The sequence below is a fragment of the Rhodococcus jostii NBRC 16295 genome (assembly GCF_001894825.1).
GTDB classification, from domain to species: Bacteria; Actinomycetota; Actinomycetes; order Mycobacteriales; family Mycobacteriaceae; genus Rhodococcus_F; species Rhodococcus_F jostii.
In genome coordinates, this window is the sequence record NZ_BCWY01000037.1 from 24,254 (window position 1) to 37,362 (window position 13,109).

Genomic DNA, 13,109 nt, shown 5'->3' on the forward strand with positions numbered 1-13,109 from the left:
TGGAAAGCATGACTAACGATCCATTTCGACGAAGGTGGGTTCAATGTCTCCAACCGCACAGGAATACGTAGAAGTCGAACCGATCTCGGATCTCAAGAAATACGTAGCAGAGGCGATCGGTACGTTCGTACTGGTCTTCGCGGCAGTGGGTACGGCTGTTTTCGCCGGAGCCAAGGTCGGGAACCTCGGTGTGGCACTGGCATTCGGACTGACACTCCTCTTCCTCGTCTACGCCATCGGCCCCATCTCGGGCTGCCACGTCAACCCGGCCGTCACCGTCGGGCACCTCGCGCTCGGCCGGTTGTCCGTCGTGAAGGCCGGGCTGTACGTCGTCGCCCAGATCATCGGTGGTCTCGTCGCCGGCGTGGTGATCTACGCGATCGCGCAGAGCCTGCCGTCCTACAACCGGGCCGACGACGGTCTCGGCGCCAACGGCTGGGGCGCCCACAGCCCGTCGGCGATCAAGGGACCACTCGGCGGGGTCATCGAGAACGGTTACGGCATCGGTGCGGCGATGATCGTCGAAATCCTCCTCACCGCGCTGCTGGTGTTCGTCGTCCTCGCCTCCACCGACCAGATCTCCGACGTCCCCCTGGCCGGCGTCTCGATCGGATTCACGCTCGCCGTGATCCACCTCGCGTCGATCCCGATCGACAACACGTCGGTCAACCCCGCCCGCAGCCTCGCCGTCGCGCCCTACCAGAACGGCGCGCTCGCTCAGGTGTGGTTGTTCATCGTCTTCCCGTTGATCGGTGGCGCGGTGGGAGCGCTGGCCTATCGGTCGCTGTTCGGCCGGTACGACCGACTGCAGAGCTGAGCCTCGACTGACCCTCCTGCGGGCCGGGGTTCTCGCGTGCACACTGCTCGCGCTCACCGCGGCGGTCCCCGCGGCCGCGACCGCCGAGGACGCGCCGCGGCCCGGGCCGAGCTATGTCGCCCTCGGCGACTCCCGGGCCTCCGGCCCGCTCATCGAGGTCTCCGCGCACCGGGACCTGTGCCTGCGGTCGCCGGACCTGAATTATCCGGCGAAGCTCGGACAGCTGATCGGTGCCGCCACCGTCACCGACGTCACGTGTTCCGCAGCCACACCCGCCCACGTGATCACCACCCCGCAGTTCGTGGGGACGAATTTCGCTCCGCCGCAGATCGACGCGCTCCGGGCGGACACCGACGTCGTGACGCTGAGTATCGGTGGCGGCGGCTCCAACCACCAGCCCGTATCGGTGCGCTGCGGCGCGATCGCTCCGGGAGTCGACACCGGCTGCCGCGACGACCCCCGGGCCGAGCAACTCGCGGTCGAGGGGATCGCGAAGATGGCGCCGCAGGTCGATGCCGTGGTGGCCGCGATCGTCGCGAAGGCTCCGCACGCCGAGGTATACCTGATCGGGCACGGCGGTTCCGTCGGGCGACGCGGGTGCTGGCCCGAACTGCCGGTGTCCGACGCCGACGCGGTCTGGCTCGCGCGGTATTTCGAACGGTTCAACCAGATCTACGTCGACGCCGCCGCCAGGTACGGAGTCCACTACATCGACATCGCGAAGGCCGCCGTGGACGGCGGACACGACGCGTGCGCACCGACCGGACAGCGGTGGTTCGAGGGTCTTCTGCCGCAGTCACCCGCGGAACCGGTGCATCCGAACGCGCTGGCGATGACGGCGATCGCCGAGATGGTCGCCGACGACCTGCAACGGTGACCCGTCAGTGACTCGGCGACGGTGACCCGTCAGTGACTCTGCGACGGGACCCGTCAGTGCCAGCTGAAGTCCGCCCGCAGACGACTCGCGACGACGTCGAATTTGTCGCGGTCCATGACGGCGCCCTCGCGGCGGATCCCCGCCTCCGGCACGTCCAGCACCCGATCGAGACGGATCCAGCTCGGACGGCCCTCCGCATCCCAGGCTCCCGAGCCGACCGCAATCCAGTCGCGGTCGCCGTCGTGCTTGCTCTGCGAGGACAGCATCAACCCGAGCAGCGTGTCGCCGTCGCGTCCCACGACGAGCACGGGCCGGTCCTTACCCTGGCTCGGATCCTCCTCGTACGCCACCCACGTCCAGACGATCTCGCCCGGATCCGCGCGGCCGTCGAGGTCGGGGGAGTACTCGACCTTCCGGGCCCGATGGGCCGTCGGCGCGGAGTTGGCGGTGACCGGACGGCCCGGGGTGGGCTTCGGCACGGAGGCCGCCGACCCGGTGAGAACACCGGCCGCGCGGTCCAGTGCGCCGGACTTCTGCAGCTGCGCCAGAAGCTGCGGGCCCTTGTCCCGTGCAAGTCGGCCCAACGTCTTTCCGATGCTGCTCCACGTGCTCGCCATGGCCGCCGAGCTTAGTGCGTTGATGCCGCAGCAGCCGCAACGCGGTGGCTTGGATATCCTGACAGGTGACAGTGGCCCGGAACCGGGCCGGTGCCGGTCCAGGTAAGGGGTCCCCCATCAGCAGCTTCGCCGACAAGACGTTCACGGATCCTGCCCGGATCCGGAATTTCTGCATCATCGCGCACATCGATCACGGCAAGTCGACGCTGGCCGACCGCATGCTGCAGCTCACCGGCGTGGTCGAGGAGCGGCAGATGCGTGCCCAGTACCTCGACCGCATGGACATCGAGCGCGAGCGCGGAATCACGATCAAGGCGCAGAACGTCCGGCTCCCGTGGAAGGTGGGCGACGATGAGTACGTCATCCACCTCATCGACACTCCGGGCCACGTCGACTTCACCTACGAGGTCTCCCGCGCACTCGAGGCGTGCGAGGGTGCGGTCCTGCTGGTGGATGCCGCGCAGGGCATCGAGGCGCAGACTCTGGCCAACCTGTACCTGGCGATGGAGAAGGACCTCACCATCATCCCGGTGCTCAACAAGATCGACCTACCGGCCGCCGACCCCGACCGGTACGCCGAGGAGATCGCGCACATCACCGGGTGCGAACCGGGTGACGTGCTGCGCGTGTCGGGCAAGACGGGCATGGGCGTGAAGGAACTGCTCGACGAGGTCGTGAAGCAGGTCCCCGCTCCCGTCGGCGACCCCGACGGTCCGGCGCGCGCCATGATCTTCGACTCGGTGTACGACGCCTACCGCGGAGTCGTCACCTACGTCCGTGTCGTGGACGGCCGGATCTCGCCGCGCGAGAAGATCACCATGATGTCGACGGGCACCACCCACGATCTGATCGAGGTCGGCATCATCTCGCCCGAACCGAAGGCCAGCATCGGGCTCGGCGTCGGCGAGGTGGGGTACCTCATCACCGGTGTGAAGGACGTGCGCCAGTCGCGGGTCGGTGACACGGTCACCGCCGCGCGGGGCGGTGCGACGGAACCCCTCGTCGGCTACCGCGATCCCAAGCCGATGGTCTATTCCGGGCTCTACCCGCTCGACGGTTCGGACTATCCGGTGCTGCGTGACGCCCTCGACAAGTTGCGCCTCAACGACGCCGCTCTCGCCTACGAGCCGGAGACGTCGGTGGCGCTCGGATTCGGTTTCCGGTGCGGATTCCTCGGACTGCTGCACATGGAGATCACCCGTGACCGGCTCGAGCGCGAGTTCGGGCTCGAATTGATCTCGACCTCGCCGAACGTGGTGTACCGGGTGGTGATGGAGGACGGCTCCGAGCACGTCGTCACCAACCCGTCGTACTGGCCGGAGGGCAAGATCCGCGAAGTGTACGAGCCGATGGTCAAGTGCACCGTCATCGCGCCCAGCGAATTCATCGGCGCGATCATGGAACTCTGCCAGAACCGGCGCGGCGAACTCGGCGGCATGGACTACCTGTCCGAGACCCGTGTCGAGCTGCGCTACGAGATGCCCATGGGCGAGATCATGTTCGACTTCTTCGACGCCCTGAAGTCGCGGACCAAGGGTTACGCCAGCCTCGACTATGAGGAGTCCGGCGAGCAGCAGGCCGACCTGGTGAAGGTGGACATCCTGTTGCAGGGCGAGGCCGTCGACGCGTTCTCGTCGATCGTGCACCGCTCCGCTGCCGGCGCGTACGGCGGCCGGATGACGTCGAAGCTGCGCGAGCTCATTCCCCGCCAGCAGTTCGAGGTGCCGATCCAGGCGGCGATCGGATCGAAGATCATCTCCCGTGAGAACATCCGCGCGATCCGCAAGGACGTGCTCGCCAAGTGCTATGGCGGCGACATCAGCCGTAAGCGCAAGCTGCTCGAGAAGCAGAAGGAGGGCAAGAAGCGGATGAAGACCATCGGCCGGGTCGAGGTTCCGCAGGAGGCATTCGTCGCGGCGTTGTCGTCCGAGGCGGTCGGGGACAAGCCGAAGAAGTAGGGCGCTCGATCCTGTTGTCCGTCGACGTCTGACCGAAAGTAGGTGCGGCCCGTGGCCCTCGAAACCTGGCTCACCCGAACACTGGGGATCGAGGTGCCGATCTTCGGTGCCCCGATGGGCGGACGGGCCGGCGGGACCCTCGTCGGCGAGGTGTCGAAGGCAGGTGGGCTCGGCCTGCTCGGCGCGGCGCGGTACGCCACCCCGGAGTGGGTCGCGAAGGAGACGGCGGTCGCGCGGCGCATCGGCGGGGACGCCTTCGGGATCGGGTTGATGACCTGGGCGCTCGACGACGACGATGCTCTGCTCGACGCCGCGCTGGCCGAGAGTCCGCGGGTCGTGTCGCTGTCGTTCGGCGATCCCGCACCCTATGTCGAGCGGGTGCACGCCATCGGGGCGCTCGTGGTGTCGCAGGTGAACACGATCGACGATCTGCGGGTCGTGGAGGCCGCGGGTGTCGACTTCGTCATCGCCCAGGGCGGTGAGGCGGGCGGTCACACCGGCCGGATCGGGACGTTGCCGCTGCTGCAGGAAATTCTCGAGGCCACCGCACTGCCGGTGCTGGCCGCGGGCGGGATCGCGACCGGTCGCGGACTCGCCGCGGTTCTCGCGGCGGGCGCGGAGGGCGCGATGATCGGGACCGCGTTTCTGGCCAGCCCCGAGACCATCGGACCGGAGTACGCCCGCGGCAAGCTGATCGCGGCGGGCAGCGCCGACACCGTGTACACGTCGGTGTTCGACCAGGCGCGCAGCCAGCCGTGGCCCGCCCGGTGGGGTGGACGCGCCCTCGGCAACGAGTTCACGTCGCGCTGGCACGGCGCGGACGCTCCCGACACGGAACTCGCGTCCGCCTACGATCCGGCGAACCCCGACCTCGGTGTCGTGTACGCCGGGGAGGCGGCGGGTCTCGTCACGTCGGAGCGCCCGGCGGGTGACGTGGTGCGCCGGATCGCGGCCGACGCGGAGCGGTTGCTGCGCCGCTTCGCGTAGTAACCCGCCTGATGGCGCTGCCACGCCGCAACTGGAGGGGGTCGGCGCCTGATCAGACGGTGTTGTGGGCGGGTTGGAAGCCGCCCGCCGCAGCCTCCTCCGCGCGGATGACGTGGACCACCGCGTTGATCAGCGCCAGATGGGTGAACGCCTGCGGGAAGTTGCCCAGGTGCCGCCCCGAGTCGGGGTCGATCTCCTCCGCGTACAGCTTCAGGGGGCTGGCGAATCCGAGGAGCCGATCGCACAGGCGTTTGGCGCGGTCGAGTTCCCCGATCTCGACCAGCGCCGATACGAGCCAGAACGAGCAGATCGTGAACGTCCCCTCCTTGCCGCTCAGCCCGTCGTCCGTGGTCTCCACCCGATAGCGCAGCACCAAGCCGCCCTCGGTCAGCTCGTCCGCGATGGCGAGCACGGTGGCACGGATCCGCGGATCGTCGGCGGGCAGGAACCGCAGGAGCGGTGCGAGGAGGAGGGACGCGTCGAGGCTGTCGCTGCCGTACCGCTGCGTGAGGACTCCGCGCGCGTCGACGCCGTGTTCGAGGATGTCCTCCTTGATCTCGTCGGCCAGTTCGGACCACTGCTGCGCGTAACTCGTCTCGCCCTGCTGATCGGCGAGTTTCGCGCCACGGTCGAGCGCCACCCAGCACATGATCTTCGACGACGTGAAGTGCTGGGGCTCGCCGCGCACCTCCCAGATCCCGCGGTCGGGGAGACGCCAATGCTTGACGGCCTCCTCGACCTGGCGTTTGAGCATCGGCCACAAGGTCTCCGGTACCCGCTCACGGGATTTCACATGCAGGTACACCGAATCGAGGATCGTTCCCCAGATGTCGTGCTGGACCTGGTCGTAGGCGCCGTTTCCGATCCGCACCGGTCGCGCGCCGTCGTAACCGGAGAGATGGTGCAGTTCGGACTCCACCAGCGTCTGCTCGCCGCCGACGCCATACATCACCTGCAGCGGATGATGGTTGCCGTCCTCGGCGCTCGACACGTCGTAGATGAAGGAGAAGAAGTCGTTGGCCTCCCGGTCGAGCCCGAGGCTGTACAGGCCCCACAGCGCGAATGTCGAATCGCGCACCCACGCGTAGCGGTAGTCCCAGTTCCGTTCACCCCCCGGGGTTTCCGGGAGGGACGTGGTCGACGCCGCGAGCAGCGCGCCCGTCGGGGCATAGGTCAACCCCTTCAGGGCGAGAGCGCTGCGCTGCAGGTAGCCACGCCACTTGTGGTCGGGAAAGCGGCCGATGGTGATCCATTCCCGCCAGCACTTCGCCGTCTGCCACATCTTGTCGGCGGCCTCGTCGAACGTCTGCGGCGCGGGCATGTGCGACCACGACAGGGCGACGAACACGTTGTCGCCCTCGACCATCCGGGTGCGCGCGCGGGCCTCACGCCCTTCGAGCCCGATCTTCATGTTCGTCGTCAGCCTCAATGTCGGGTGGTCGCCCGGACTGCTCGACTTACACGTGGCACTGGCCTCTTCGTAGACCTTGCCTGTGTACTCCCAGTGCGCCGCGCCGCGGTGGTAGTCGAAGGCGGGTTCGCAGCTCATCTCCAGTTCGACGGTGCCGTTGACGCACTTCACCGTCCGCAGCAGGATGTGCTCGGCATCCCAGTCGGTGGGGGTGCGGCGGTGCGAGCGCGAGCGCTGCTCGACGTTGTGCCACGGGCCGAGGACGAGGGCGTCGCGCACGATGAGCCACCCCGTCTCGGTCTGCCACGTGGTCTCGACGATCAGTCCCCCCGGCAGGTAGCGGCGGGCGGCGGGCACGTTCTGCCCGTACGGCCCGATGCGGAAGTGGCCCGCGCTGCGGTCGAGGATGGCGCCGAAGACGCTGGGGGAGTCGGGCCGCGGGATGCACATCCACTCGACCGAGCCGTTGCGGGCGATCAGGCACGTGGACTCACAGTCCGACAGGAACGCGTAGTCGTCGATCGGCGGAAACGAATGGTGATGATGATGCGGGGCGGCGTGCAGCCGGCCGTGGGAGTGCGCGTCGCTGGACACCATGTGATCATCATCGACCGCCGCCGCCGCGCCGTCCACCTGTCCGCCGACTGCGAGCCGGCGAACGATAGGGTGGCACGGTGGACCGGATGGCGAGTTGGTGGGACGGCTTCGAGCTGTGGATCGCCGGGCTCCCGTTCGTACCGCAGGTCGCCCTCGTGCTGCTGGTGATGGTGCCGGTGTGCCGAGGACTGGCGTGGCTGCTCGATCGTGGCCTGGCCGCAGTCTTCGTCCTGCTCAGGCGGGACGTTCCGAAGGTGGAGGAACCCTGATGCCGCGCTCACGCGTCACGCTCGCGCTGCTCGCGCTCATCGTCCTCGTCGTCGTCGCATGGCTGCTCACCCGGTAGATCCCGTTCGATGTGAGCAGTTGGTTCAGCCTCTGCTACAGTCCACGGCGTGTCTGAAGCCGCTGTACACCAGGTCCGCCATGAATTGGCGTTGATCGCTGTCGGCATGCTCGCAGTCGCCGACATCGACTGTTGTTGATTTCTCCCCGCACACAGAAGTGCGCCCGGGTGGCACCACACATGCTCGACCTGCCTCGCGCTGCCGATGGTCGTTCGTACCCCTGATTCCCCGCTCGGGCGATCGCTGCGTTCCCTCGTTCCGCATCTCCACCAACTTTTCGCACCACCCCTCTGTGTAAGTTCCCAGGAAGGTTTCTCCCATGAAACGCCGTTCTCGTAGTCTTCTCACGGCCCTCGTGACGCTCGGAGCTGTGGCGCTGACCGCGTGCAGCGGTGGCGCGAGCGACACCGCCGGTGGCGACTCTGCCGGTGCCGACGGTAGCGCCGGCACCATCAATCTGTACGCGTACGCCGTGCCGAAGCCGGGCTTCGACAAGCTGATCCCCGCGTTCAACGCCACCGACGAGGGCAAGGGCGTGGCCTTCCAGCCGTCCTACGGCGCCTCCGGCGACCAGTCCCGCAAGGTGAAGGACGGCGCCGAGGCCGACTTCGTCAACTTCTCCGTCGAACCCGACATCACCCGCCTCGTCGACGCCGGACTGGTCGACAAGAGCTGGAACCAGGACGCCTACAACGGAATTCCGTTCGGTTCGGTCGTCACCATCGTCGTGCGTGACGGCAACCCGAAGAACATCCACGACTGGGACGACCTGCTGCGCCCCGACGTCGAGGTGGTCACCCCCAACCCGTTCAGCTCCGGATCCGCGAAGTGGAACCTGCTCGCGCCGTACGCGGCGAAGAGCAACGGCGGCCAGGACCCGGCTGCCGGTCTCGACTACATCACCTCGCTGGTCAACGACCACGTGAAGATCCAGCCGAAGTCGGGCCGCGAGGCGTCCGAGGCCTTCCTGCAGGGCACCGGCGACGTGCTGCTCAGCTACGAGAACGAGGCGCTGTTCATCGAGGGCAACGGTGATCCCGTCGAGCACGTGACCCCGCCGACCACGTTCAAGATCGAGAACCCGGTCGCGGTGCTGTCGAACAGCAAGAACCTGGAGAAGGCCAACGCGTTCAAGGACTTCCTCTACACCACCGAGGGTCAGAAGCTGTGGGCCGAGGCCGGATTCCGCCCGGTCGATCCGGCAGTGGCCACCGAGTTCGCCGACAAGTTCCCGGAGCCGGCCAAGCTGTGGACCATCGCCGACCTCGGCGGCTGGGCCAAGGTCGACTCCGAGGTGTTCGCCAAGGACACCGGGTCGATCGCTGTGATCTACGACAACGCCACCAAGTAAGACCGACATGAGCGACACCCCGACGACGGCGGGCGGACGCGGCACCACGGTGCCGTTCCCGCCCGCTCCGCCTGCCCGCAAGAAGATCGCCCGGGTCACCGGAGCGGTGGGACCGCTCGGCATCGGCATCGCGACGCTCTGGCTGAGCATCATCGTGGTCCTGCCTCTCGCCGCGCTCACCGTGGCGTCGTTCGGCGACGGGATCGCCGGGTTCGTGGACGCGATCACAGCGCCCGTGGCGCTGGCATCCCTGCGCGTCACCGTGCTGGTGTCGGTGGTGGTGGCCGTGATCAACGTGATCATGGGCACGCTCATCGCCTGGGTTCTCGTGCGCGACGAGTTCCCCGGCAAGCGGATCGTCAACGCGCTGATCGACCTGCCGTTCGCACTGCCGACCATCGTGGCCAGCATCGTGCTGCTGTCGCTGTACGGACCGGAGAGCCCGATCGGGGTCCACCTCAACGCCACCCAGCCCGGTCTGATCGTGGCGCTGGCATTCGTGACGTTGCCGTTCGTCGTCCGCTCGGTGCAACCGGTGCTGATCGAGGTGGACAAAGAGGTGGAAGAGGCCGCGGCCTCACTCGGTGCGGACAACGTGACGATCTTCCGCCGAGTGGTGCTGCCGACCCTGACACCGGCCGTCATCAGCGGCGCCGGGCTCGCGTTCGCCCGCGCGATCGGCGAATACGGATCAGTCGTCCTGATCGGCGGAAACATTCCCCGAGAGACTCAGGTCGCATCCCAGTACATTCAACAGCAGATCGAAATCGATCGGCCGGCCGCCGCGGCGGCCGTGTCGGTGGCCCTCCTGGCCATCGCGTTCGTGACGTTGTTCGCCCTCCGGGTCTTCGCCAGCCGGGGGCAGCGTCGTGAGGAGCAGGCGGAATGAAGCTCTCGGGATCCACCCGGATCACCCTGCGCGCGGTCGCGCTGCTTTATCTGTTCGGCCTGCTGGTGGTGCCGATCGTCATCATCCTGTTCCGGACGTTCGAGGATGGCATCGGCGCTTTCGTCGAGTCGATCAGCACGCCCGCCGCGATTTCCGCGCTCAATCTGTCCCTGCTGATCGTGGCCATCGTCGTCCCGGTCAACGTGGTGTTCGGGATCGTCACGGCCCTGGCGCTGGTACGGGGCCGCTTTCCCGGCCGCGGGTTGGTGCAGGCGGTGGTCGACCTCCCGTTCGCCGTGTCACCCATCGTGGTCGGTGTGTCGCTGATCCTGCTGTGGGGGGCCAACGGCTGGTTCGGCGGACTGGAATCGCTGGGCTTCAAGGTGATCTTCGGGCTTCCCGGCATGGTCATCGCCACCCTGTTCGTGACGCTGCCGTTCGTCGTGCGCGAGGTGGAACCCGTCCTGCACGAGATCGGCGAAGAGCAGGAACAGGCAGCGGCGACGCTCGGTGCGAGCCGCTGGCAGACCTTCTGGCTGATCACCCTGCCCGCCATCCGCTGGGGCCTCACCTACGGTGTGGTCCTGACCGTCGCCCGGTCGCTGGGCGAGTTCGGTGCGGTGATCATGGTGTCGTCGGGTTTCCCCGGCGTGTCCCAGACCCTGACCCTGCTGGTGCATTCGCGCTACATCGACGACCACAACACGTTCGGTGCGTACTCCGCAGCCACCCTGCTGATGGGTATTGCGCTGATCACCCTGCTTCTGATGACCCTGCTCGACCGCAAGAGGAGCACCACATGATTACCGTGACCGGCGCCCGGAAGAACTACGGGTCCTTCGCTGCTCTCGACGACGTCACCATCGACATCCCCTCGGGTTCGCTGACCGCGCTCCTCGGGCCGAGTGGTTCCGGCAAGTCGACGCTGCTCCGGTCGATCGCCGGCCTGGAATCCCTCGACTCCGGCACCGTGGTGATCGGCGGGACCGACGTCACCGACATCTCCCCGCAGAAGCGGGACATCGGGTTCGTGTTCCAGCACTACGCGGCGTTCAAGCACATGACGGTGCGCGACAACGTCGCGTTCGGTTTGAAGATCCGCAAGCGGCCCAAGCCGGAGATCGACAAGAAGGTCAACGAGCTTCTCGAGATCGTCGGCCTCGACGGATTCCAGCACCGGTATCCGGCGCAGCTGTCCGGTGGTCAGCGTCAGCGGATGGCCCTCGCACGGGCACTGGCCGTGGACCCGAAGGTGCTTCTCCTCGACGAGCCGTTCGGCGCGCTCGATGCGAAGGTCCGCACCGACCTGCGCACGTGGCTGCGCCGCCTGCACGACGAGGTGCATGTGACCACCGTGCTCGTGACCCACGACCAGGAGGAGGCGCTCGACGTCGCCGACCGGATCGCGGTCCTCAACAAGGGCCGGATCGAGCAGATCGGTGAACCGGAGGACCTTTACGACCGTCCGGACAACGACTTCGTGATGTCGTTCCTCGGGTCGGTGGCCAAGCTCAACGGCCAGCTGGTCCGACCGCACGACATCCGCCTCGGGCGCGATCCCAACATGGCTCTCGCTCAGGAGGCGGGGACGGCCGAATCGCTGGGCGTCACGCGGGCCACGGTCGAGCGAGTGGTGCACCTGGGTTTCGAGGTGCGGGTGGATCTGCGCAACGAGGCCACCGGTGAACCGTTCTCCGCGCAGGTGACGCGCGGCGACAGCGCGGCGCTCGGCCTGCAGGAAGGCGAGACCGTGTACGCGCGGGCGACGCGGGCTCCCGAACTCCCGGAGGCCGAAGTTCCCGTGTCCCTGTAATTCCCGAGTCAGGTAGGAGGCGACTGTGCCGACCCCGGCAAATCCCGTCCGAGACAACGTCCTGATCGTGCACTGGCACGACCTCGGTCGTCACCTCGGGTGTTACGGCGCATCCGGGGTGCACAGTCCGAACCTGGACCGGCTCGCCGCCGAGGGAATCCTGCTGACCGACGCACACGCGGCGGCCCCACTGTGCTCGCCGTCGCGGGGCGCTCTGTTCTCGGGCCGGTACCCGCACAGCAACGGCCTGATCGGTCTCGCCCACCACGGGTGGCAGTATCACGACGACGTCCGCACGCTGCCGTCCCTGCTGGCGGAGGCGGGCTGGTACACGGCGCTGTTCGGGATGCAGCACGAGACCGCGTATCCCACGCGGCTCGGCTATCACGAGTACGACGTCACCAATTCGTACTGCGATTACGTCACCGATCGGGCGTCGCGGTGGCTGGCACGGTTCCCGACGCGACCGTTCCTGCTCACCGCAGGCTTCTTCGAGACCCATCGCCCGTACCCGGTCGACCGGTATCCCCCCGCCGATCCGGACGGTTTCGACGTCCCGCCCTATCTGCCCGACCGGCCGAAGGTCCGCGAGGATCTGGCCGGATTCCACGGTTCGATCGAGGTGGCCGACGCGGCCGTCGGCAGGTTGCTGCAGACACTGGACGACGAGGGTCTGGACGACAGCACGTGGGTCGTGTTCCTCACCGACCACGGTGAGGCGTTCCCCGGGGCGAAGTCGACGCTGTACGCGCCGGGTACGGGAATCGCGACGATCATTCGTCCGCCGCGACGGCTGCGGGCGGAGCCCCGCGTGTACGACGACCTGTTCAGCGGGGTGGATCTGCTTCCCACACTCCTCGACCTACTCGGAGTCCCGGTCCCCGCGGCAGTGGAAGGCGTCTCCCACGCCGCGCAGTTGCTGGGGCGGTCGGAGTCGACGGCGCGCGACGCGTTGTTCACGGAGAAGACCTTCCACGACAGCTTCGACCCCATCCGGTCGGTGCGCACCAAGCAGTTCAGCTACATCGAGAACTACGCGCCGCGGCCCAAGCTCGACCTGCCGCTCGACATCGAGAACAGCCTGTCGGGGGAGGCGCTGGGCACCGAGCACCTCGATCCCCGTCCGAGCCGGGAACTCTACGATCTGCTCGCCGATCCCGGCGAGCGCGACAACCTGGCCGACACCGAGGAGTTCGCGGCGACCCAGGCCGAGCTCGCGCTGGAACTGTCGACGTGGCGGCGGGCGACGGGTGACTCGATCCCGAGCGAGGAGGAGGGAACGGCGTACGCGCGGAAGGCGATGGACGACTACCTCGCCACCCTCGGACGGACGCCGGATGTGCGTTCGGCCTACAGCGCGGACCGCGGCATCCTCGACGAGCCCCGGAGCGCCGCGAACACGTAGTGGCCGGTGGCCGGCGGATGACGACGGTTCCGACCTCGCG

Annotated in this window: 13 protein-coding genes; 11 read left to right on the plus strand and 2 right to left on the minus strand. The window is 67.7% G+C overall.

The window, feature by feature from the left end:
* Positions 1 to 43 precede the first annotated feature (43 nt).
* Both RJ1_RS23260 and RJ1_RS23265 read left to right on the plus strand, forming a co-directional pair.
* A complete protein-coding gene (locus tag RJ1_RS23260; RefSeq protein WP_073364350.1) occupies positions 44 to 817 on the plus strand; it encodes an aquaporin in 774 nt (257 codons plus the stop codon).
* A 43-nt stretch (positions 818 to 860) separates the two neighbouring features.
* Entirely contained in the window at positions 861 to 1,694 is an 834-nt protein-coding gene (locus RJ1_RS23265; protein WP_083400714.1) for a GDSL-type esterase/lipase family protein, read from the plus strand.
* A gap of 53 nt (positions 1,695 to 1,747) precedes the next feature.
* Here the strand turns inward: RJ1_RS23265 and RJ1_RS23270 are convergent, their stop codons facing one another.
* Positions 1,748 to 2,311 carry a type II toxin-antitoxin system PemK/MazF family toxin gene (locus tag RJ1_RS23270; protein WP_073364352.1) on the minus strand — a complete coding sequence of 188 codons (564 nt, stop codon included), beginning with the start codon at positions 2,309 to 2,311 and terminating at the stop codon, positions 1,748 to 1,750.
* A 65-nt stretch (positions 2,312 to 2,376) separates the two neighbouring features.
* Here RJ1_RS23270 and lepA point away from each other — a divergent pair, with 65 nt between their 5' ends.
* Positions 2,377 to 4,269 (plus strand): translation elongation factor 4, encoded by a 1,893-nt coding sequence (gene lepA, locus RJ1_RS23275; RefSeq protein WP_073364353.1) that lies wholly within the window; start codon positions 2,377 to 2,379, stop codon positions 4,267 to 4,269.
* A gap of 51 nt (positions 4,270 to 4,320) precedes the next feature.
* Positions 4,321 to 5,256, plus strand: a complete 936-nt coding sequence (locus RJ1_RS23280) for an NAD(P)H-dependent flavin oxidoreductase (protein ID WP_073364355.1) — start codon at positions 4,321 to 4,323, stop codon at positions 5,254 to 5,256.
* Between the two features lie 52 nt (positions 5,257 to 5,308).
* Here the strand turns inward: RJ1_RS23280 and RJ1_RS23285 are convergent, their stop codons facing one another.
* Positions 5,309 to 7,264 carry a glycoside hydrolase family 15 protein gene (locus RJ1_RS23285; RefSeq protein ID WP_073364434.1) on the minus strand — a complete coding sequence of 652 codons (1,956 nt, stop codon included), beginning with the start codon at positions 7,262 to 7,264 and terminating at the stop codon, positions 5,309 to 5,311.
* Between the two features lie 86 nt (positions 7,265 to 7,350).
* Between RJ1_RS23285 and RJ1_RS23290 the strand changes: the two genes are divergently transcribed.
* The 7 genes from RJ1_RS23290 (at position 7,351) to RJ1_RS23320 (ending at position 13,069) form a co-directional block, all read left to right on the plus strand.
* Positions 7,351 to 7,533: a hypothetical protein gene (locus RJ1_RS23290; protein WP_225929358.1), complete on the plus strand. Its 183-nt coding sequence runs from the start codon at positions 7,351 to 7,353 to the stop codon at positions 7,531 to 7,533.
* A 126-nt stretch (positions 7,534 to 7,659) separates the two neighbouring features.
* Positions 7,660 to 7,749: an Ms4533A family Cys-rich leader peptide gene (locus RJ1_RS48875; protein ID WP_317746273.1), complete on the plus strand. Its 90-nt coding sequence runs from the start codon at positions 7,660 to 7,662 to the stop codon at positions 7,747 to 7,749.
* Between the two features lie 181 nt (positions 7,750 to 7,930).
* Positions 7,931 to 8,962 (plus strand): sulfate ABC transporter substrate-binding protein, encoded by a 1,032-nt coding sequence (locus RJ1_RS23300; RefSeq protein WP_073364358.1) that lies wholly within the window; start codon positions 7,931 to 7,933, stop codon positions 8,960 to 8,962.
* Between the two features lie 7 nt (positions 8,963 to 8,969).
* Entirely contained in the window at positions 8,970 to 9,851 is an 882-nt protein-coding gene (gene cysT / locus RJ1_RS23305; protein ID WP_073364359.1) for a sulfate ABC transporter permease subunit CysT, read from the plus strand.
* Positions 9,848 to 10,654 carry a sulfate ABC transporter permease subunit CysW gene (gene cysW / locus RJ1_RS23310; protein WP_073364361.1) on the plus strand — a complete coding sequence of 269 codons (807 nt, stop codon included), beginning with the start codon at positions 9,848 to 9,850 and terminating at the stop codon, positions 10,652 to 10,654. Before cysT ends, cysW begins: the two co-directional genes overlap by 4 nt.
* Positions 10,651 to 11,664, plus strand: a complete 1,014-nt coding sequence (locus tag RJ1_RS23315; RefSeq protein WP_073364363.1) for a sulfate/molybdate ABC transporter ATP-binding protein — start codon at positions 10,651 to 10,653, stop codon at positions 11,662 to 11,664. The genes cysW and RJ1_RS23315 overlap by 4 nt, the downstream gene beginning before the upstream one ends.
* 25 nt (positions 11,665 to 11,689) lie before the next feature.
* Complete coding sequence (locus tag RJ1_RS23320) at positions 11,690 to 13,069, plus strand: sulfatase family protein (RefSeq protein ID WP_073364364.1); 1,380 nt, start codon at positions 11,690 to 11,692, stop codon at positions 13,067 to 13,069.
* The last annotated feature ends 40 nt before the right edge of the window (positions 13,070 to 13,109 follow it).